Genomic DNA, 20,959 nt, shown 5'->3' on the forward strand with positions numbered 1-20,959 from the left:
CCAGCCGCGCAGCAGCGGCCGTCGTCGCCGAGCCCAGCGGGGAAGCCGTCGGGGCGCGCAGGCGGGGAGGTGGTAGATAAGAGGGAGGCGGCGAGCCGACGCCGGGACGCGGCTACTTGGCCGCTTCGTCCTTGCCGCCGAGCTGGCGGGCGTCCTCGGTGGAGGTCTCCGCGGCGCGGCGGTTCTCGCGCTGGATCGCCTCGTACACCTCGCGGCGGTGCACGGGGATCTCGACGGGGGCCTCGATGCCGAGCCGGACCTTGTCGCCCCTCACGTCGACAACCGTGATGACGACGTTGTCGCCGATGATGATGCTCTCGTCGCGCTGTCTTGATAGGACCAGCATGGGGACTTCCTGTGTTGCGCCAGTCGGCGGTTGGGCTTTCTGAGCGTCCGCGGGTCTGCGCGGCTGTGCTCCGTCACGTTGCTAGCATCGGCGGCGGGGTTCGTGGGACTGGAGCCCAGAGCCCCGGTGGCCGGTTTATTCCGTCGGCCGCGTTGGCAGCGATTGGCCGCAACCGTCCCCGTGTTGCAGCCTATGCCGATTGTCGGAATGGGACCGTCGCGCCCAGCACGTAGTGCACGGAGTGGTCGTCCTTGGCGACCACCTGCCGGCCCCGCCGCGACTCCAGACAGACCACCACCGGCGCCTTGAGGTTCACCACCAGCCCGTCCTCCGAGCGGCTCAGGATCACCAGCACCTGCGGCTGCTCGCCGTCGGCCGCGGCCAGGTCCGCGATATCGCGGGCCGAGACCCGCACCTGGTAGTCCGGCACGAACCTCCGCGGGCTGACCACCGCCAACGCGAGGTCGCGGCGTTCGGCGGACTGCAGCCAGCCGAGGGCGTCGTTCTCGGAGTCCGCGAGCAGCACCCACTCGCGGCAGCCCTCCATGCCAATCAATCCGTGGGGGAAGGTGAGCAGGTCGCTCGCCTGACATTCAACAGGGCCAAAACGGCTGGTGTCTATGACCATTGCTAGCTCCGCGGGGCGGCTGACGGGGATGTGCGTATCTGTCTTCCCTTTTCGGTTGCATCGGCTGTCGCGGTGGAAAGGGATGACGGAAATCTCGGCGCGTCGGGCCCGCGGGGCGGCAATCCCCCCGCCCCGACGCGCAACGCGTCCGGTCAGGGCGACCCTGCGGGCGGGCGGCGCGGCTACAGGAAGTTCAGCACGCTCAGCTGCAGCAGGTTGGCCGTGGTCTGCAGCGAGGCCTGAAGCGAGAACTGCCGGGCGGTGAAGTCCGAGATCACCTCGGCGATGTCGGCGTCAATAGCGTCGGAGAGCGACGACCGGAGCTGCACCTCCTCGTCCTCCAGCCGCACCTCCAGCACGTCCAGGTTCTGCAACCTGGCGCCCACCTCCGACCGGGCGAACGTCGCGCGGTTGAGGTCCTCGTCGAGGTCGGCGAACGCCTCGCCGATCGAGATGGTGTCGTTGTCCTTGAGCGCGTCGCGAAGCCGGATCAGCGTGTTGAAGACGCTCTCCACCGCCTGCGGGTTGCGGTCCTCTGCCGTCACTGAAGCCCCGGTCGAAGTGACCGTGCCCTGCCCCTCCGGCAGGAAGCCGAGCCGGCCGGCGAGCGAGCCGCTGACAGTGAACTCGTCGGCGTCGAACCCGCCGGCGACCGCGACGGCGGTCGGGGCCACCGTGGCGGCCGGCTGCGTGCCGTCGGCCGCCGTGACGCTGTAGCCGCCGACCGCGGCGGAGACCTCCGCCGCGATGGTCGCGGTGGTTTCGCTCGCCGACCCGCCTAGGTCTACCACAATGGTTTTGGGATCGGCGTTCGGGTCGTAGGTGGAGCTCAGACCGCCCGAACCGCTGTCGATCACCTGGAGGGTGAAGTCGTCGTTGCCCAGGGGCCCGGCGGAGTCCGCGGTGAAGGTGAGCGTGTCGCCCGCGTAGGCGACATCGACCGTGGCCGGCGTGGCGGCGTCCACGGCGTCGGCGCGGCTGAGCACCAGGCCGTTCCCGGTGGCGGCCAACGTCGCGACGACCGCGCCGCCGGTCCCCCCCTGCGAGACCGGCGCCGCGATGCGGTCGATCAGGTCCTGCACCGTGGAGAGCCCGATCGGGTCGATCTCGTAGGTGGTCGTGACGCCCTGGTCGCGGACCGTGATGGTGAAGTCGTTGAGGGAGCGGGTTTCGGTGTCGTTGACGCCCTTCTGGATCACCCCGCGGCCGCCGTTGAAGCCGTCCAGCCGCGACGTGTAGGTGTAGGTCCGGATGCCAAGGTCCTCGGCCAGGGTGCCGCCGTTTTCACCGATGGCGAAGTCGGCCCCGGACCGCCGCGACCGGACGTCGATGCCGTCGGCGGTGTCGTTGATCTGAGCGGACAAGCCGAACTCGGGTTGATTGAGGATGTCCACCAGGTCCTCAATCGTCTGGGCGCCGGAGGTGTCGACCGTGACCTCCCCCTCGCCGTTGGTAATCCGCAGGCCGGCGCTGAGGTCGAGCGCCGAGCCGGCGCCGCCGCTGGTGATCGAGGTCTGGCTCTGCAACGCCACGAGCCCCTGCCCCGCCTGGTCGGGCGGGTCGGCGCCGAAGAAGTCGATCGACGCCTCGAACGGCACGGCCGCGTCCGCGTTGATCAGGTCGATCACGTCCTGGGTGGTGGTCGAGTCTTCCGCGACGGTGATGGTGAGCGACGGCGGCGGGCCGGCCGTGTACGCCGCGGACTCGGCGCCCGGCGTAGCGCCGTCCACCACGTTCAGGTCCAGCCCGTTGAAGTCGGCGCCGTTGGCGGTCGCGCGGAGTTTGATCGACGTGTTGGCCGCGCCGAGCGAGATGCGCGCCGTCGCCTTCGTACCGCCCAGGTCGCTCAGGCGGGACGTCTTGCGGAGGCTCGGGTTGACGTCGTCGCCGAACGAGGTGAGCGTTTGTGTGTCCTGGCGGATGCCCAGCTCGCTGGCGGTGCGTCCGCCGGAAACCTCCCTGATGGCCAGCCCGCCCGGTCCGGGGTTCACCCTCAGCCCGTCGCCCTGGACGTCGACCGTGATGCCCGAGCCCGCCGGCGCGCCCTCCTCGATCAGTCGCGCGGCGTCGCCCAGCGTGTGGGCGGCGCTCAGGTCCACAACGTACCGGTTGAGCCCGATCACGAGCTCCACCGCGCCGTTCGGCGACACGCCCTGCCCGCCGTTGAGCTGGCTCAGGTAGGTCCCCTCGGAGGCCTGCAGGTCCAGGTCGACCGACCCGCGGACCGCCTCGGACAGGCCGCCGAAGATCTCGTCGCCGGAGATGTTGGTGTCGAACAGCCGGCCGATCTCGACGTGCGACTGCAGGTTCGCCTCGTTGCCGCGGTACTCGATGTAGTTGCCGGCGTTAACAAACGGCGGCTGCAGAGCGAGCGAGCCCCCGAACAGGTAGGTGTCCTGGTACTGCGAGTTCGCGAAGTGCGCGAGCGAATCGAGCGCCTCGTTCACCTCCTTCAGCACCGCCTGCCGCTGCTCGTCGGTCGAGATCGTGTCGACCACGGCGAGCGTGCTCCCGCGGACGTTGTTGATCACGTCCGACACCTGGGTCAGCGAGCCCTCGGCGACCGTCAGCTTGTTGGCGGCGCTGCTGATGTTGGTCTGCAGCTGGCCCTTGCGTTCCAGCGTCCGCTGCAGCGTGATCGCGCGGACCGCGGCGCCCGGGTCGTCGCTGGGCAGGAAGATGCGCCGCCCGGTGCTGAGCTGCGTCTGCAGCCGGATCAGGTCCACCTGGTCGGACTGGATCTGCTGAACCAGCCGCGTGCGGGCCAGGTAGTCGCTGGTGCGGGTGGTCGGGATGGGGAAGATGGCGGCCATGTGCGGCGCGGGCGGTGTCGGTTGTTGGTCGGCCGTTCGACGCTGCCTGCGGCAGGTCGGACCCGGCGGGGGTTAAAGGTTCACCAGGATGTCCAGCATCTCGCTGATGGCCTGGACCAGCCGGGCGTTGGCCTGGTAGGTGCGTTGGAGCTGGATCATGTTGATCGCTTCTTCGTCGATGTTGACGCCGGAGATCGCCTGCTCCTCGCCCTGCAGCGTGGCCTCGAAGATCTTGAAACCCTCGGTAACGCTCGAGGCGATCGTGGCGCCGGTCACCACCTCGTTGATCATCTGGTCGTACTGGTCGGCCAGCGAGGCGCCGCCCAACGCCTCCAGCTTGCGGTCGAAGAACACGGACAGCTCGAGCGCGTTGGCGTTGGCGTTGGCCTCGGTCTCGGTCTGGCTGGTCCGGGCGGCGGCGAACTTGGCCGCGTTCGAGACGCCCAACAGCTCGCTGTTCACGCCGATGGTGCGGGCGTCGGCGCCGGTGAAGAACGTGTTGAGCCCCAGCGCCGCCAGCGCGCCGCTGTCGTCGCCGTTGAACGCGAAGGTGACGTCCTTCGAGTCGGCCGAGATCGACAGCCGGCCCAGCGTGTCCACACTGGCGGTCACGCCCGACACCGCGTTGATGGCCGCGGCCAGGGTGTTGAGGGTGGTGTCCCCGTCGATGCCGTTGAGGTCGATGTTGATGTCGGTGACGTCGGTCGACCGCGAGCCGTCGGGCCCCTCGGTGAACACCAGCAGCTCGAACGCGCCCTTGTCGGGCGCGAAGTCCAGACCGGCCTCGTCGAGCACCGCGTCCGGGTCGGCGACGCCGTTGACGGAGGTGAGCGAGCTGAACCCTGTCGCCCCCTGGCCCTGCGAGTAGACCTTGTTGAACTCGTTGATCAGCGTGCCGGAGAAGTCGTCCAGCGTCTGGATGAACGTGCCGGCAATGTCGTCGCGGGCGGCCGTCAGCCCGAAGACCTCGCCGCCGGACAGGTTGAGCTCCTTGCCGTTGTCCGCGAACCGGACTGTGGTGGTCGACAGGCCGTCGGTGGTTTGCGTCTCGGTGGCGATGTCACGCCGGAGCCCGTCGAACACCAGGAACTCGCCGCCGACCGAGATGTTCAGCGCGCCGTTGGGTTGTTCGTTGGTGGTTATGTCGACCAGCTCGGCCAGTCGGTTCACGGCCTTGTTCCGCTCCGACCGCAGGCCGCCCGCCTCGCTGGCGGACGCCGATCCGCCCTCGCTGGTGGCAATCCTCAGGTTGAGCACCCGCACCCGCTCGGTCAGCTGGTTGATCTCCTCGACCGCGTCCCCCAGTCGGGTGTCCAGCTCGTTGCTGACGTCCACCGCGCGGGTCGCCAGCCGCCGGATGTCCGCGGCCAGGGTCTGCCCCTTGCCGATCACCAGGTTGCGGGCCGAGATGTCCGCCGGCGCGTCGGCCACGCCGTCGATGGAGTTGAAGAACCCGGTCAGCCCGGTGCTCAGGTCGGTGTCGGTCAGCTCGTTGAGCAGGCTCTCCAGGTCGGCGTAGGCCTTGCTCTGCACCTCGGCGCCCGCCCGGTCGGAGGCGGCGCCGCGGGTCCGCTCCGCCAGGAAGCGGTCGACCTTCTGGACGATCGCGTCGATCTCGACGCCCAGCCCCAGCGTCAGGCGGCCGTACTCCTGCACCGGGGCAGGCGAGTACAGCACCTCCTCGCGGATGTAGCCCGGCGTGTTCGCGTTGGCGATGTTGTTGCCAACGACGTGCAGGCCGATCTGCGTCGCCTGGAGGGCGTTGCTGGCGATCTGTAGTGACCCGAACAGGGACATGGCGACGCGGGCGGTTGGGGTAAGTGGAAGAGCGTTTCGCTGCGGCGCCTAGACCGCCTGGTCGACCAGGGCGCCGCCCCGGGCGGTCGGCGATTCCTTTCCATATGTCGGCCGCATGCGGCCGCCGGTGGCAATAATCTCCATCATCTGGGACAGGTGCAGCAACGACCGCTGCACCAGCACCCAGTTCGCCAGGCTCTGGTGCTGCAGGAGCCGAGACTGCCGCCGCGCGTCGCGGAGGCCGGGCCGCAGACGCTGGCGGCTCTCGCCGGGCAGCGAACCGGCCAGCGACTCGAGCGTGCGCGCGGGCATGCCCACGCCGTCCGCCTCGTCGAGCAGCTGCTGGCGCTGCTGGCAGCAGGCCTGCAAGCGGGCGACCAGCTTCTCCTCGTCCAGGTGCAGCAGGTTGAGCGCGGCGCTGTCGCGGTTGACCACCAGCTCGCGCTTCTTCGCCAGCAGCGAGAGCAGCTCGCGCTGCGTCTGCATCAGCTCCTGCAGCAGCTCGGCGATGCGGTCGCCCCACTCGGGCGGCTGCTGGGCGGGGTCGTCGTGCAGTGTGGCTTCGGTGGTGGAGTCCATGTCGGTCTGTCGGCCTGTGGGCCTCGAGGAGTGGGGTCGTGGTGGAGTTGGCTAGCGTCTGCGGAGCGTTGCAAGCTGGTCGAGGCCGCTGGCGGCCTGCTCGTGCCGACGCAGCACGTCGGCCTCACGTGGGAACTGCTGCTGGAACATGCCCTCGGCCAGGCCGCTTCCCTCGTTCTCGGCCAGGCGGTCGGCGATGGTCTGGTCGAGCTGGCTGCGGAACACCTCCTCGGCGCGGCCGCCGTCGAAGTAGGCCGGCTTGCCGACGGTCTGACGCATCGACTTTAGCAGCTGCCCGTAGAAGGTCTTGCCAACGAACTCGCCGAAGCCCTCGCGGACCTGCTTGGCGTCGGCGACCTGCTCGGCCGTGGGGGGCGCCTGCGTCGCGGCCTGCAGCGGCGCCCTGCCCTGCGTGGCGTGGATCGAGGTCGGCGTTGCGATGGGGGTGCTCATGTCTTCAGTAGCCCTGGCGTTGATAGGCGGCTGGCGGCGTTACTCGATGATCAGCTTGCCGTGCAGCTTGCCGTTGCGTTCGATGCCCTGGATGATCTCGATGATGTCGGCCGCCGGCACCTTGAGGTCGCCCAGCGCCTGGACCAGCGAGTCCAGCTTGGCCGAGGGCGAGCCGCCCTCGGCGTACGAGTTGGGGTCGATCTTGCGGAACTCGGCGGTCAGGCCCTGGTTGGCCTCGATGGTCAGGTTGCGGTGCGTGACGATGACGTCGCCGACGCCGACGTCGCCGCTGATCACGATCGACTCCGCGCGGGGGTTCACCACCACGCGGGCCTCGGGCTCGACGTTGTAGACCTGGACCTCCATCAGCTGCGACACGAAGCCGACCGGGTCGTTCTGGTAGAGCTGCGGGATCTTGATGCGGATGTTGCTGGCGTTCTTCACCTGCACCATGCTCGCCAGCCACTCGTCCTCCTGCTCGGCCTGCGGCTGGAAGAACTGGTTGCGGTACATCTCTTTGATCTGGTCGCCAACGGCCATCGCCACCACGAAGTCGGCGTGGTTCTGGTCGAGCACCACGGTGACGAAGCCGTCCTTCTCGAACTCGGTCTGCACGTCCTGCTGCATCTGGCAGCCGCCGTGGATGCGGGCGACCATTGGCTGGTCGTCGTCGTCGACGACCAGCTGCCCCTGGGCCAGGGCGTACACCTGGTGGTCCTGGGTGTTGGGGCCCTGCAGCGTGGCGAACGCCAGCCGGCCCCCCTTGAGGCTCTTGCCGTTGATGGCGCTGACAAAGCAGTCGAGCTTGTCGCCGCGGCGGGCGCCGGTCGCCGGCACGGTGGCCGTGACGTACACCATCGCCGCGTTCTTGATCTTCTTCAGTTCTTCCAGCGACTCCGCGTCCGCCCGCCCGGTGGTCGACACCGGGCTGCCCATGATCTCCATCGCGCTGGACAGCGCCCGCATGGTCTGCAGGTCGCCCGCGGCGCCGGTGCCGTTGAGGCCGACCACCAGGCCAAGACCCCGCAGCGTGTTCTCCTCCTGCCCCTTCACGTGGCAGATGTTGCGGAGCTCGGTGCGGCCCTGCCCCCACAGAACCTGCGGGGCGGCGAGCAGGACGAGCAGCGGCAGGATCTGAAAGGTCTTGTGATTCATAGGTTTAAACAGGGGCGAGGGGTATGTGATCTTCGGACAGGCTCGGGGGGCTAGATCGCCCGCCCCTTGCTCCACCACCAGCCCAGCCAGCCGGGCGCGTAGGAGTTGCGGACCTGGCCGCGTTCCTTCTTGTCGATCCGCAGGTCGGTGATGGCGTCGCTGCGGACGACGCGGTCGGGGCCGATCGACTGCCGGCTCACCTCGCCGGTCAGCGACGTCATCCAGACCTCGTCGTTGCTGCTGATCTGGCGGTGCGCCTCGATCACCAGGTTGCCGTTGGGGCGGATGTCGACCACCTTGGCGGCGATGCGGAAGGTCATCGAGTCCCGCTGGGTGAGGTCGCCCTCGGCGCGGTAGATGCTGTTGAGCGAGCCCTGGATGGCGGGGTCGCCGCGGGTCTGCGGCCCGCGGAAGATGCTCTTGCCGTCGAACCCGATCCACTCGGCCAGCACCGCGTTCATGCTGGCGGTCTTGCGGCTCTCGGCCTCGCCCTCGCTGTTCATATTCACGCGGTAGTCGACCAGCACCGTGATGATGTCCTCGATCTTCAGCTCGCGGGCGCGGGCCTCGGGGGAGAGGGGCTGGTACATGAACGAGCTGTTCTCGAGCGTCAGGGGCGCCTGCCCCTCGCGGACCAGCGAGCTCTTGTACAGCAGCGTGCCCTCCTGCGCGGCGCAGTCGCCGCCGGCGGCGCCGAACAGCAGGGCGGCCAGAAAGAGCGTCAGCAGGGTGGGCTTGGTCGTGCCGGTCATCGCAGCCTCAGGGTTTCGATGTCTTGGGCCAGCGCGTGCGCCGCGGCGCCGCCGAGGGTCAGCACCGCCAGCTGGTTGCGTCCCACCACGCGGGCCTCGAACAGCTCGCGGCTGTCTACGTTCTCCACCTCGACGATGTCGCCCAGGCGTCCGTCGCGTCGGACCTTGACCTGCGTCCGCACACGGATGCCGCCGCGGCCGGCGGTCGCCCACGCCACGCTGTTCCGCTTGACCATCACCGGCGGCAGGCAGTTGGCGTCGGTCACCACCTCGCCGGGCCGCAGGCCGGAGACCGCCTCCTTGCCGATGACGTCCTCCAGGCTCGTGGCGATGCTCTCCTCGCCACGCGGGCGGTAGTCGGACGGCAGCGGCGCGACGTACACGTCGGCGGCGGTGATGATCGCGCCGCGCGGGGTCTGACGCCGTGCGATCACGGCGGGACGCGCCTCGACGATGTCCGCCATCACCGGGAACTTCACCGGGCCGGCGGTGGTGCTGAACGAAACCACAAACCGCTGACGCCCGACCCGTAACGCGGTGGTGGACGAGATCGACAGTTCCCCGCGGTTGGCGGCCAGCGTTGCGGCGTTGTGCGGCTTCAGCTCCACGCCGACCACCTCCAGCATCCCGTCGGCGGTCTGCATCTGGACGTAGTCGGTCAGGTCCGCGGCGAGCTGTTCCTCCAGCCGCTCACGCCGCTGGGCGGAGAGCTGCACGCGGCGGGGCGCCCGGGGGTACGCCGCGGCGGGCTCGGCGGGGGGCGCTGTGTAGCCCCGGAAACCGGTCTGCTCACGCGGCTCAGCCGCGGGCTCGGCGGCGTCCGGCTCAGATGCGGTTGGCGCCGCTGCGGCCTCGCGGGTGGTCGCCGCCACCGGCGTCAGCACCACGGTCTCGCGGGCCCCGCGGAATCGCAGGCCGCCCAGGTCGACGCCGTGGGCCGCCAGCAGCTCGCGGATGCTCTGCGCCCTGACGGTCTGCTGCTGCCCCGGCGCTGGGCTGGGCATCAGCGGGATCTTGCCGAGGGCGTCGATCTCTTGCGGACCCGCGTTCAGGATGGCCGCCACGTCCGCCAGCCGCACCACGCCCGACCGGCAGTCGACGCGGTCCAGCATCAGCAGGTCGGCCGCGCCGGCCGGGAGGGCCAGCAGCAGAGCCAGGCAGGCGCCGATCGGGTTGCAGGTGCGGAGGATCATGAATCGGTCAGTAGAAGGAGCTTACGGAAACGGTCGCTGAGTTGGTGGCTAGCCCCGACGCAGGTTGGCGACGATCTGCATGATCTGGTCGCCGGCCTGCACGACCTGCGAGTTCAGCTCGAACGCCCGCTGGGTGGTGATCAGGTCGATCAGCTCGGTGACCGGCTCGACGTTCGACGCCTCGAGGGCGCCCTGCCGCAGCTGGCCGACGCCCTGCTGCCCGGGCGTGAGGCCCGTGTTGGCGGCGCCGGAGGCCTCGGTCTCCTTGAAGAGGTTGTCGCCCAGCTTCAGCAGGCCGTCGGGGTTGATGAAGGTGGTGAGCGTGATGTTGCCGGCGGTGGTGAGCGTGGTGGAGCCGGCGGTGCTGTACTGCACGGTGCCGTCGTTCGAGACCACCACGTCAACCGCCTCCTCGGGGATGTTGATCGTGGGGTCGAGCAGGTAGCCGTTGTTGGCCGAGCCGAGCACCAGGTCGCCGTTGGCGTTGATGCCGAAGTTGCCGGCGCGGCTGTACAGGATCTCGCCGTTGGGGCCCTGCACGCCGAAGAAGCCGTTGCCCTCGATCGCGAAGTCGAGCTGGTTGCCGGTCTGCTGGAAGGCGCCCTGGTCGAAGTCGGCCTGCATGCTGCTGACCCGCACGCCGAGGCCGACGTCGATGCCGGTGGACGTGATGTTGCCGTCCGAGTCGGTGGCGCCCGGCAGCTTCTCCTGCCGGTAGAACAGGTCCTCGAAGTTGGCCCGGTCCTTCTTGAAGCCCGTGGTGTTGATGTTCGCCATGTTGTTGGCGATCACGTCGAGCTTCGTCTCGAGGGCTTCCATGCCCGTCGCGGCGGTGTAGAGGGTTTGGACGCTCATGTTCTTGTCGGGAGTTGTGGGGTGCCGGTGTCAGACGGGCGGAGCGCTAGGTCCGCAGCACGCGGCCGATGAGCGAGCTCATCATGCCGTCCTGCGTCTGGATCATCTTGGCGTTCGCCTCGAACGCGCGTGAGGTTTCGATCAGCGACATCATCTCGGTGGTCGAGTTGGCGCCGGACATCTCGAGGTAGCCCGACCGCACCTCGCGGTTGGCGGGCTCGATCGGCGTCGCCCCGCCACGGGAGCGGAACAGGTTGGCGCCCACCTTGGTGAGCTGGTCGAGCGAGGTCGGCTGCACGATCGCCAGCGGGATGAGCGAGCCGTCCTGCTCGATCTCGCCCGCGTTGGTTAGCCGCCAGGGCGTCTGCAGGTCGAGCTCGATCGGCGCGCCGCCCGCGTCGAGCACGGGCTGCTGGCCGTTGGCGGTCACCAGCAGGCCGTCGCGGTTCACCTGGAAGTTGCCGGCCCGCGTGAGCAGCGCCTCGCCGTTGCCGCCGGCGACCTGGAAGAAGCCGTTGCCGATGATCGCCATGTCGGTCTCGGCGCCCGTGTGCTGCAGGCGGCCGGGGGCGAAGCTGGTGATGGTCTCGTTCACCTTCACGCCGCCGCCGATGTCGGTCAGCTCCCGCGAGCCCGGCATGGCCGTGCCCTCTTGAATCGCCTCGGCGAAGCGCGACTGGAAGGTCGCCACGTCGGGCTTGAAGCCGACCGTGTTGACGTTGGCCAGGTTGTTGGCCAGCACCTCGAGGCGCTTGCTCTGGGCCTTGGCGCCCTCAGCGGAGATGTACAGCCCGTAAGGCATGGTGGATGGTTGCTAGCAGGTGTGCCCCCCTGCCAACGGCATCCCCTAAGGCAACCGGCGTGCCAGAACCGGCGGGCGACGATTCCCCGAGGAATCTGGCCATCGCGACCCGAGCCGGCGCCAACCGCCGCGCAGATCCTGCCGCTGGCGCCGGCGGACCGGCAGATTCTGCGCGGGCTAGGCGCGACGCCAGCATGGGATCGTCCAGCAGGCGCCGCTCCGCCAGCCTGCTTCACGTAGCAAGCGAGAACGATCAGTCGCCGCGGTCGGCGATCGAGGCTATGCTCCGCGCCAGTTCGTGGACGCTCACGCCGACGCGAAAAGCGTTGGCGGCTATCGACCGGACTCTGCCGTCCGCGTCCACAATCACGTGCCCCTGCAGAGGGCCGTTGTCGGTTAGCAGGCCGTACCTGGACGCAATCTGGTTATCGGCATCGATGACGACCGGGACGCCCACCTGGCCGGGCCCGCGTTCGGCGATCAGGCCTCGCATCCAGCGCGAGACTTCAATCGCATCGTTGGTGCAGACCACCGCTAGCTTGAACCGCCGCCCCTCGCTCCCGGCGTCCCGCAAGGCCCTAAGAAAACTGCAGCGGCAGTTGCGCACGTCGATTGACTCGAACAGCAACATCAGGGTCTGACCCTCGTGCAGCCGCCGCCAGCCGAGCTGCACAATCTCTCCCTCAACAACAGCCGTCGCGTCGCACTGTGGCGCCGGGTCTCCGATCCTGAGCATTTGACCGCCGCCGTTTGGGTTGTACGCAAGCGGACGAGGTCCACGCCTCACTCGCGACAGAGGTCGAAGCGATCAAGGTTCATCACCTTGTCCCAAGCCGCAACAAAGTCGTGAACGAGTTTCTCCTCGCCGTCCGAGCTCCCGTAGACTTCCGCCAGGGCGCGGAGCTGCGAGTTGGAACCGAACAGCAGGTCGACCCGTGAGGCAGACCACCGGACGTCGCCGCTGGCGCAGTCGCGACCCTCGAACTCGTCCTCTTCGGACGAGCGGGCTCTCCACTCGGTCCCCATGTCGAGAAGGTTAACGAAAAAGTCGTTGGTCAACGCCTCCGGCCGATCCGTCAGGACGCCGAGGCCACTGCGCCCGGCGTTCGTGTTCAGGACGCGCATGCCGCCTACCAGCGCGGTCATCTCGGGCGCGGTGAGCGTCAGCAGCTGCGCCCGATCGATCAGCAGCGCCTCGGCCGGCACGGCGTACCGGCCCATCAGGTAGTTGCGGAACCCATCGGCGATCGGCTCGAGCGGCTCGAAGGACTCCACATCGGTCTGCTCTTGCGAGGCGTCCATGCGTCCAGGGGTGAACGGGACGGTTGCGTCGTGGCCGGCGTTCTTGATCGCTTGCTCAACCGCCGCGCATCCGGCCAGGACGATCAGGTCGGCCAGGGACACCTTCTTGCCGCCGGACGCGGCGCTGTTGAACTCGCTCTGGACGCCCTCGAGGGTCGCCAGCACCTTGGACAGCTTGGCGGGCTCGTTGACCTCCCAGTCTTTCTGCGGCGCCAGGCGGATGCGGGCCCCGTTTGCGCCGCCCCGTTTGTCGGACCCGCGGAACGTTGACGCCGACGCCCAGGCGGTTGAAACCAAGTCGGAGATGGGGATCCCCGCCGCTAGGATCTTTTCCTTGAGCGCGGCGACGTCCGCTTCATCGATTGTCGGGTGATCCACCGCTGGGATCGGGTCCTGCCAGATGAGCTCTTCCGCGGGTACTTCAGGTCCGAGGTAGCGGGCGCGGGGGCCCATGTCGCGGTGCGTCAGCTTGAACCACGCCCGAGAGAACGCGTCGGCCAGCTGGTCGGGGTTCTCCAGGAAACGCCGCGATATCACCTCGTAGGCCGGGTCGAACCGCATGGAGAGGTCGGTAGTCAGCATCGTGGGGAGGCGCTTCTTCGACGGGTCGTGCGCATCGGGGATCGACATCTCGGCCCCCTTGGCGACCCATTGCTGCGCGCCGGCCGGGCTCTTCTCAAGCTCCCACTCGTAACCGAACAGGTTTTCGAGGAAGTTGTTGCTCCACCTGGTGGGAGTCTTGGTCCAGGTCACTTCCAGGCCACTGGTGATAGTGTCGCCGCCCTTGCCGGAGCCGAAGCTGTTCTTCCAGCCGAACCCCATCTCGTCCAGGTCGGCGGCCTCCGGATCGGGGCCCACGTTGTCGGCTGGGCCGGCGCCGTGGGTCTTGCCGAAGGAATGACCGCCGACGATCAGCGCCACGGTCTCCTCGTCGTTCATGGCCATCCGCCGGAAGGTCACGCGGATGTCGTGGGCCGCGGCGAGCGGGTCGGGGTTGCCGTCGGGCCCCTCCGGGTTGACGTAGATCAGCCCCATCTGCACAGCGGCGAGCGGGTTTTCGAGGCTCTCTGAGTGGGTCTTGCCGTCCGCGTCGTCATCGGAGACCAGCGCCGAGTGCGCCTTGTCGACGCCCTCGGAGCCGTGGGCGTACCGCTTGTCCCCGCCGAGCCAGGTCGTCTCGGCGCCCCAGTAGACGTCCTGATCAGGCTCCCAAACGTCCTCTCGGCCGCCGGCGAAGCCGAAGGTCTTGAATCCCATCGTCTCAAGCGCGACGTTGCCGGCCAGGATCATCAGGTCGGCCCAGGAGATCTTCCGCCCGTACTTCTGCTTGACCGGCCACAGCAGCCTGCGCGCCTTGTCCAGGCTGACGTTGTCGGGCCAGCTGTTCAGCGGCGCGAACCGTTGCTGCCCCCGCCCCCCGCCCCCGCGGCCGTCGGCGATCCGGTAGGTGCCGGCGCTGTGCCACGCCATGCGTATGAACAGGGGCCCGTAATGGCCAAAGTCGGCGGGCCACCAGTCCTGCGAGTCGGTCATCACGGCGGCCAGGTCCTGCTTCACCGCGGCCAGGTCGAGGCTCTCAAACTCTTCCGCGTAGTTGAACTCCTCGCCCATGGGGTTGGACTTGGACGAGTGTTGGCTCAGCAACTCGAGCTTCAACCGGTTGGGCCACCAGTCGCTGTTCGAGGCGCCGCCGCCAGCGGCTTGAGAAGAAGGGACTTGGGTCTCGCTTGCCATAGAAGAACTCCTTGCAACGGCGTCGATCCTGAAGTCGGTCAGCGGTAACGGTTACTTAAGGTAACGGTATGCAGCTGCCACAGCAATTAACGATGAGTCGCGGCGGACCGGTTCGAGCGCCTGGCCTTAAGACATCTTGCACTTCGCAACACGTGCGGCGCTACGCCCGAAAGACTACCGCCGCTCTAGCCTTTGGTAGCGGAATCAGACTGCACTATCCGTTGTGGTTCATCGAGCACGAGGCGTGCCCTGGTCGACCTGCTCAAGAGCGTCTTCGGATGAACGTTGATTAGAAGCGTCTCGCGGTACGTAATCGCCGGGCGGCGCATCCGGTCCGGTTGAACAGTTCACCACTAAGTCGAATACCTCTTTGGATTTGAGTAGAAACCAGGCCACTCGGTCGGTTCCAATAGGGGCAGCGCACCGTTCTAGCTGTGCGCAGCTAGGGGCAATCCGTCGACGAGAGTTTTGTCCCCTCCGCGCGTGAAATCGGACAAAACCCCTGTTGGCCACCTGACTCACCGAACCCGCAAACCACTTGCCGCAAACGACTTAGGGGGATCGCTCGGGCAGCCTGGGACGTGCCGCTTGGGATCGATGCGGCCCAAAACGGACAATACCCTGGCTAGAGAGCATCGAGAAGAGCCCCAGCAGGGCCGACGTCAGCGAGTGCGGAGCAATTCGCCGGCGCCCTGATCGAGCAGGCGGGCGGCGGCGGCGCGCCCTACCTCGGCCGCGGCGTCGAGGGGCCCCTGCTCTTCGACCACCACGCGGCTGGCGCCGTCCTCGCTGAGCACGATGGTGCGGAGCTGGAGCTCGCTGCCCACCGGCTGGGCGTATGCGCCCATGGCGGCCAGGCAGCCCCCCTCCAGCTTGCGGAGCGCGGTCCGCTCGGCGGTGACCGACGCACGGGTGGCCGGGTGCTCGAGCGGCGCCAGCGCGGCGAGCGTGGGCGCGTCGGACGTGCGGCACTCAATCGCCAACGCGCCCTGGGCCGGGGCCGGGGTCATGAGGTCGGTGGGGAGGAGTTGCGTGATGCGGTCTCCGAGTTCCAGCCGGCGGAGCCCCGCGGCGGCCAGGATGATGGCGTCGTAGTCGCCGGCGTCGAGCTTGGCGAGCCGCGTGTCCACGTTGCCCCGGATGTCACGCACGTCGAGGTCGGGCCGGGCGGCCAGCAGCTGCGCGCGCCGGCGGGCGCTGCCGGTGCCGACGCGGGCGGCGTGCGGCAGCTCGGCGACGGTGGCGGCCGCGGGGGAGACCAGCGCGTCGTGGTGGTCCTCGCGGTCGGGAACGGCGGCGACCGTAAGGCCGTCGACCGGTTCGGTCGGCAGGTCCTTCATGCTGTGCACAGCCAGGTCGATCTGGCAGTCGAGCAGCGCCCGCTGCAGCTCCTTGGTGAACACGCCCTGCGTTCCGATCGCGGCGATCGGGCCGGACTGGCGGGCGTCGCCCTGGGTGCGGAGCAGCACGAGCTCGACCTCGTGGCCCAGCGTGCGGAGGCGGGCCGCGATGTGCTCGGCCTGCCAGCGGGCGAGCTGGCTGGCGCGCGTGCCCAGTCGGAGGGGGCGGCCGGCGTGCTCCGTCATAGGTCGTCTAGGAGTTGCCGCCCTGACGGGGCGTGGAGGGGAGGGTTGGTTGAGCGGCGCCGGGTCCCGCCGCGCCGTTCAGCCGCTTCGCGGCGGCCGTGACCTGCTGGGGGGAGACCACCACGCCGCAGCTGATGACAAACTGGAACGCCTGATCGATGGAGAGGTTCAGATCGACCGTCTCGCTCTTTTTGACCGTGATCGTGAAGCCGGTGAACGGCATCGGCGAGGTCGGTATCAGCACCGACATCACCGGCTCGTTCGCCGCGCTCTCGATGTCGAGCATGCTGTCGCCGGTGACGAACGCCACGGTCCAGATGCCCTTGCGTGGGTACTCGACCGCCACCACACGGGTGAACTCGAGGTCGGGGTCGGTGAACAAGAAGTCGGTGACCTGCTTGACCGACGAGTAGACGTTGCGCACCACCGGCAGGCGGTGGATGAGGGTCTCGAACTGGATCCAGAAGAAGCGGCCGATGCCCGCCGCCAGGAACTTGCCGAGCAGGTACACCACCAGGATGAACAGCGCGCCGAAGAACGTGATCACGTACTCCGGCCGCAGCGTTTTCGAGTCATGGTAGAGGGCGTAGACCTCGCGTGCGGAGGGCGGCATGGCCCTGCCGTCGCGGAGCTCCTCGACGTGCGCGTAGACGTTGTCCGGGACGTACTTCCCATCGGCCGTGCGGCGGTAGTTCTTGTCGACGCCCGAAGCGGTGGACCTGTCGAACTTCGTTGGATCCTCGCTGTCGCGGGGAAAGGCAGACTCCGGGAAGCTGCCCGCCGTGCGGATGTCGGACCCGTACTCCAGAAGCACCCACCGCGTGGCGTCTTCGAGGGGGGTGAGGATGTACTTGTTGACGGTCGCGCCGACCCACAGAAAGATGACGATCGTCAGCAGCGGCGGCAGCAGGATGCCGAAGCCACGCAGCACCGCGCGACGGAACGGGTCCATCGGGCGTTTCTTGGGCGGCGCAGGAGTGGCGTGCGGGTGGCTCATCGGCTCTCGTGGTGGGCCCGTGGCGGGCGTGCCGTGTCGGCGGGGGGCGGCTTCGCCGGGCGCGTGGACCGGCGCCGCCTGTGGGTATTGTTCCCAATCGGCGACCGTCGGCAACCGCCAGCAGCAAACCCCGCCTGGCCCGCCGGACCCGTAAAACCGCGGCTTCTAGAGGCTCCTGGCCGCGACAACCGCCACGACCCTCACCGCCCCCGCCTGCCGCAGGGCCCTGGCCGCCTCGCTGCACGTGGCGCCGGTCGTCAGGATGTCGTCGACAACCATAACGCGGGCGCCGGCGATGCGGAAGCCGGGCCGCAGCCGCAATGCCTGGCGCACGTTGCGGCGGCGATCGGTCTGCGAAAGGTCCGCCTGCTTGCGGACACCCCTCCGCCAGGCCAGCAGACGCGGTTCGAACGGCAAACCGAGTTTGCGGCTCAGAACCTCGCCCATCACCTCCGGCGGGTTGTGCCGGCGGGCCAGTCGGCGCCGCCAGTGCATGGGCACACAAGTGACCAGGTCGGCCACCTCGTGCTCGCTGCCTGCCACGCTTCGCGCGGCCAGCCGGCCGAGCGCGGCCGCGACCCCCTCGCCGGTCGGCTGCTTCGCCGCGAGCACGAGCCGCCGCCACAGGCCGTCGTACACGCCCACCGCCAGGGCGTGGTCGAATCGCATGGGGTGGCCCTGGCAGTGCACGCAGCGACCGTCGGGTCGCGGCAGAGCCGACGGCGCGCCGCACTTCGCGCACGCGGCGCCGGTGATCAACGCCAGCTCGGCCGCGCACCCGTGGCAGAACTCTTCCGGCGGCCCGCCTGCGGGCGAGTCAGGCAGGGCCGCGCCGCAGCCGCAGCAGCAGGGCGGGAACAGCACCCCCGCGCAGCCGCGACGCAGCGATCGGAAGAACGGCTTCAGCGCGGGGCGGTTCACAATGCGGAGAGTTCCGGCGGGGGGGGACACCCCTCCTATGCTAGCAGACGCAACAGGCGTTGACCCGAATCCGCGCCCACGCGTACAGTCCGGGCGACTATCCCCGCCCCCCACGCCTCGCCCGGCCATGCTACGCACCATCGACCGCTACCTGCTGAAGCAGTACCTGCAGGTCCTTGTGATTTGCTTTGTAAGCTTCACGGGGCTGTTCATCGTGATCGACGCGTTTGGGCACCTCGACCACTTCGTGGACTACTCGGCCGAGTCCGGCGAGGGGCTGTTCAGCACGCTGCTGAACTACTACTCGTACCGCTCGTTGATGATCTTCGACATGCTGTGCGGGATGCTGGCGCTGACGTCGGCGATGTTCACGATCACCTGGATCCAGCGTCACAACGAGATGACCGCCCTCCTGGCCGCCGGCATCCCGCGACTGCGGGTGCTGCGGCCGATCATCGTGGCGGCGCTGGCGATCAGCGTTGTCGCGGTGGTGTTCCGCGAAACGGTGATCCCACGCGTCCGCAACGAGCTGGCGACCGACACGCGCAACCTCTCAGGCGATCGGGAGCTGCCCCTGCAGCCACGCTACGACAACCTGACCGACATCAGGCTCGGCGGCGAAGCGGTGGTGATGAGCACGTCGACCATCCGCAATGTGAACTTCCTGCTTCCGCAGCCGCTGGACCGGTACGGCAAGCAGCTTACCGCCGCGGAGGCCGCCTACCTGCCGCCCGAGGGCGAGCGGCCGGGCGGCTACCTGCTGAAGGGGGTGACGGCGCCGGCGTCGCTGCTGACGCAGTCGTCGCTGCGGCTCGCCAACGAGGAACCGGTCGTCGTGACGCCCGCCGACGCGCCGTGGCTGGGCGCCGACGAGGTGTTTGTGGTGAGCGGCGTGTCGTTTGAACTGCTGGCCGGCGGCGCCGCTTGGAAAGACTACGCCTCGACGCCCGAGTTGGTTGAGGAGCTATCGAACCCGAGCGTGGAACTCGGCGCCGGCGTGCGGGTCGCCCTGCACCAGCGGCTGCTCAACCCGTTCAAAGACGCGACGCTCCTGTTCCTGGGGCTGCCGCTGGTTGTGTCGGGAGTTAACCGCAACCCGTTCATCGCGATCGGCATGTGCCTGGCGGTAACCTCGGCGTTCTACGTCGCGACGCTCGGCGCCCAGTCACTCGGGTCGAGCGGCTGGATCCGTCCGGCATTGGCGGCCTGGGCGCCGCTGCTGATCTTTGTGCCGATCGCTGCCGCGATCAGCGACCCGTTGCGGCGCTGACAGCCGAGGCCGCCTTGCGGGTGATGTCGTCCCAGCGGTGGGACGTGATGTCGTCCCGCGTAGCGATCCACGAACCGCCCACGGCTACAACGCCCGGCACCGCGTGGTACGCCGCCAGGTCGGACTCGGCGACGCCGCCGGTGGGGCAGTACTCGATGCCGAGGTGGGCGAATGGCGCGCTGATGCCCTTGAGCGCCGCCGGGCCGCCGAGCACGCCGGCGGGGAAAAACTTCAATCGCTTGCAGCCCAGGCCGATGGCGCGTTCGATCTCGGTCGGGGTCGCGACACCGGGCATGAACGGGACGCTCCGCTCCTGGAACACGGTGACGACTTCCGGGTTCGTGCCGGGCGAAACGGCGCCCTGGGCGCCGGCCTCGATCGCCTGCACCGCCTGGTCGGTAGTTAGCACCGTGCCGGCCAGCACCAACGCGTCGGGCGCCTCGGCGCGGATGGCGCGGATGGCGTCGGCCGCGGCCGGGGTGCGGAAGGTGACCTCGACCACCGGCAGCCCGCCGGCGATGAGCGCTTTGGCCAGCGGCACGGCGTCCGCGGCGTTCTCGACCACAGCCACTGGGATCACGGGGGGGAGCTTGAGGGGGGCGTCACTCATGGGGGAGCACCTTGGTATGAGTTGAGGGTTACCGGTCGACGCGGGCGCCGCCGCCGCGGGCCAGCTTGTCGACCTCGGCGAGCCGGGCGGTCGACGTGTCGCCGGGGGTGGTCATAGCGAGCGCGCCGTGGGCGGCGCCGTACTCGACCGCCAGCTGAGGGTCGCCCAGCTCCATCAGGCCGTAGATGAAACCGGAAGCGAAGCTGTCGCCGCCGCCGACGCGGTCCAATATCTCCAGGTCGACCCGGTTGGTCGCCTCGTAGAACTTGCCGTCGACCCACGCCAGGGCGCCCCAGTCGTTGCGGGTGGCGGTGCGGACCGAACGGAGCGTAGTGCCGGTCGCTTTGAGGTTGGGGAACTGCTCGACGGCCGTATCGATCATCCGCTGGAACGACTCTACCGGCAGCACCTCGAGGTTGTCGTCCACGCCGGCGATCTCCAACCCAAGGCACGCCGAGAAGTCTTCCTCGTTGCCCAGCATCACATCGACATGGTTGGCGATCTCGCGGTTGACCTCCTGGGCCTTGGCCTGCCCGCCGATCGCCTTCCACAACGACGGGCGGTAGTTGAGATCGTACGACACGACTGTCCCGTGCCGCTGGGCCGCCTTGGTGGCTTCGATCACCACCTCGGGGGTGGTTTCCGAGAGCGCGGCGTAGATGCCGCCGGTGTGCAGCCATCGAACCCCCTGGCGTCCGAACAGGTCGTCCCAGTCAACTTCGCCCGCTTTTAACTGCGACGCCGCGGTGTTGCCCCGGTCGGAGCAGCCAACCGCGCCCCGCACGCCGAAGCCGCGTTCGGTGAAGTTCAACCCGTTGCGGACCGTGCGGCCGATGCCGTCGGACTCACGCCACACCAACATCGATGTGTCGACGCCGCCCTGCAGAATCAGGTCTTCCAGCAGCAGACCCACTTCGTCTCGCACAAACGCCGACACAAGCCCCGCCCTCAGACCGAAGCAGCGGCGCAGCCCGCGGGCGACGTTGTACTCGCCCCCGCCCTCCCACACGTTAAACTGCCGCGCCGTGCGGACCCGTCCCTCGCCAGGGTCCAGGCGGAGCATCACCTCGCCGAGGGAGACAATATCGTAGCGGCACTCCGCCGCGGGGCGGGTAGCAGGAAGAGGCATCTTGGACCAGGAACCAGGAATGCGGATGGGGCCTTCA

Annotated in this window: 19 protein-coding genes; 1 reads left to right on the forward strand and 18 read right to left on the reverse strand. The window is 68.7% G+C overall.

Translation table 11 applies throughout. The annotated features are described in order from the left end of the window. Positions 1-112: 112 nt before the first annotated feature. The 16 genes from csrA to KOR34_RS14290 all read right to left on the reverse strand — a co-directional run bounded on the left by csrA (position 113) and on the right by KOR34_RS14290 (position 17,943). Positions 113-346 (reverse strand): carbon storage regulator CsrA, encoded by a 234-nt coding sequence (gene csrA / locus KOR34_RS14215; RefSeq protein WP_146565221.1) that lies wholly within the window; start codon positions 344-346, stop codon positions 113-115. A 190-nt stretch (positions 347-536) separates the two neighbouring features. Further along, on the reverse strand, positions 537-974 hold the full coding sequence (gene fliW, locus KOR34_RS14220) for a flagellar assembly protein FliW (protein WP_146565222.1): 438 nt from the start codon (positions 972-974) through the stop codon (positions 537-539). A gap of 182 nt (positions 975-1,156) precedes the next feature. After that, positions 1,157-3,787, reverse strand: a complete 2,631-nt coding sequence (flgL, locus tag KOR34_RS14225; protein ID WP_146565223.1) for a flagellar hook-associated protein FlgL — start codon at positions 3,785-3,787, stop codon at positions 1,157-1,159. Positions 3,788-3,859: 72 nt separating this feature from the next. Further along, positions 3,860-5,584, reverse strand: coding sequence for a flagellar hook-associated protein FlgK (gene flgK, locus KOR34_RS14230; RefSeq protein WP_146565224.1), 1,725 nt, complete (start codon positions 5,582-5,584; stop codon positions 3,860-3,862). A gap of 48 nt (positions 5,585-5,632) precedes the next feature. Continuing rightward, the gene (gene flgN, locus KOR34_RS14235; RefSeq protein WP_146565225.1) at positions 5,633-6,163 is read right to left on the reverse strand and encodes a flagellar export chaperone FlgN; all 531 of its coding nucleotides are present in this window, start codon (positions 6,161-6,163) and stop codon (positions 5,633-5,635) included. Positions 6,164-6,214: 51 nt separating this feature from the next. Beyond that, positions 6,215-6,616: a rod-binding protein gene (locus tag KOR34_RS14240; RefSeq protein WP_146565226.1), complete on the reverse strand. Its 402-nt coding sequence runs from the start codon at positions 6,614-6,616 to the stop codon at positions 6,215-6,217. 39 nt (positions 6,617-6,655) lie between these two features. Beyond that, positions 6,656-7,771, reverse strand: a complete 1,116-nt coding sequence (locus KOR34_RS14245; RefSeq protein ID WP_146565227.1) for a flagellar basal body P-ring protein FlgI — start codon at positions 7,769-7,771, stop codon at positions 6,656-6,658. A 50-nt stretch (positions 7,772-7,821) separates the two neighbouring features. Continuing rightward, a complete protein-coding gene (locus KOR34_RS14250; RefSeq protein WP_146565228.1) occupies positions 7,822-8,523 on the reverse strand; it encodes a flagellar basal body L-ring protein FlgH in 702 nt (233 codons plus the stop codon). Further along, positions 8,520-9,716, reverse strand: coding sequence for a flagellar basal body P-ring formation chaperone FlgA (flgA, locus tag KOR34_RS14255; RefSeq protein WP_146565229.1), 1,197 nt, complete (start codon positions 9,714-9,716; stop codon positions 8,520-8,522). Before flgA ends, KOR34_RS14250 begins: the two co-directional genes overlap by 4 nt. Positions 9,717-9,764: 48 nt before the next feature. Further along, positions 9,765-10,571, reverse strand: coding sequence for a flagellar basal-body rod protein FlgG (gene flgG, locus KOR34_RS14260; protein WP_146565230.1), 807 nt, complete (start codon positions 10,569-10,571; stop codon positions 9,765-9,767). Between the two features lie 46 nt (positions 10,572-10,617). Then, the gene (locus KOR34_RS14265; RefSeq protein WP_146565231.1) at positions 10,618-11,373 is read right to left on the reverse strand and encodes a flagellar hook-basal body protein; all 756 of its coding nucleotides are present in this window, start codon (positions 11,371-11,373) and stop codon (positions 10,618-10,620) included. A gap of 253 nt (positions 11,374-11,626) precedes the next feature. Beyond that, entirely contained in the window at positions 11,627-12,109 is a 483-nt protein-coding gene (locus KOR34_RS14270; RefSeq protein WP_146565232.1) for a redoxin domain-containing protein, read from the reverse strand. 47 nt (positions 12,110-12,156) lie between these two features. Beyond that, complete coding sequence (gene katG / locus KOR34_RS14275; RefSeq protein WP_146565233.1) at positions 12,157-14,409, reverse strand: catalase/peroxidase HPI; 2,253 nt, start codon at positions 14,407-14,409, stop codon at positions 12,157-12,159. Between the two features lie 662 nt (positions 14,410-15,071). Further along, entirely contained in the window at positions 15,072-15,995 is a 924-nt protein-coding gene (hemC, locus tag KOR34_RS14280; RefSeq protein WP_146565234.1) for a hydroxymethylbilane synthase, read from the reverse strand. 7 nt (positions 15,996-16,002) lie between these two features. Then, positions 16,003-16,992 (reverse strand): DUF502 domain-containing protein, encoded by a 990-nt coding sequence (locus tag KOR34_RS14285; RefSeq protein WP_146565235.1) that lies wholly within the window; start codon positions 16,990-16,992, stop codon positions 16,003-16,005. 165 nt (positions 16,993-17,157) lie between these two features. Further along, complete coding sequence (locus KOR34_RS14290; protein WP_197531415.1) at positions 17,158-17,943, reverse strand: ComF family protein; 786 nt, start codon at positions 17,941-17,943, stop codon at positions 17,158-17,160. 97 nt (positions 17,944-18,040) lie between these two features. On the opposite strand from KOR34_RS14290, the gene KOR34_RS14295 reads away from it, so the two are divergent. Continuing rightward, positions 18,041-19,183 (forward strand): LptF/LptG family permease, encoded by a 1,143-nt coding sequence (locus KOR34_RS14295; protein ID WP_197531416.1) that lies wholly within the window; start codon positions 18,041-18,043, stop codon positions 19,181-19,183. Here the strand turns inward: KOR34_RS14295 and eda are convergent. Together eda and KOR34_RS14305 are read right to left on the reverse strand one after the other, a co-directional pair. Then, positions 19,161-19,793 (reverse strand): bifunctional 4-hydroxy-2-oxoglutarate aldolase/2-dehydro-3-deoxy-phosphogluconate aldolase, encoded by a 633-nt coding sequence (gene eda, locus KOR34_RS14300; RefSeq protein ID WP_146565237.1) that lies wholly within the window; start codon positions 19,791-19,793, stop codon positions 19,161-19,163. The genes KOR34_RS14295 and eda overlap by 23 nt on opposite strands. 28 nt (positions 19,794-19,821) lie before the next feature. Then, positions 19,822-20,922 carry a sugar kinase gene (locus tag KOR34_RS14305; protein ID WP_146565238.1) on the reverse strand — a complete coding sequence of 367 codons (1,101 nt, stop codon included), beginning with the start codon at positions 20,920-20,922 and terminating at the stop codon, positions 19,822-19,824. Positions 20,923-20,959 lie beyond the last annotated feature (37 nt).

The organism is Posidoniimonas corsicana (genome assembly GCF_007859765.1).
In the GTDB taxonomy this organism is placed as follows: domain Bacteria; phylum Planctomycetota; class Planctomycetia; order Pirellulales; family Lacipirellulaceae; genus Posidoniimonas; species Posidoniimonas corsicana.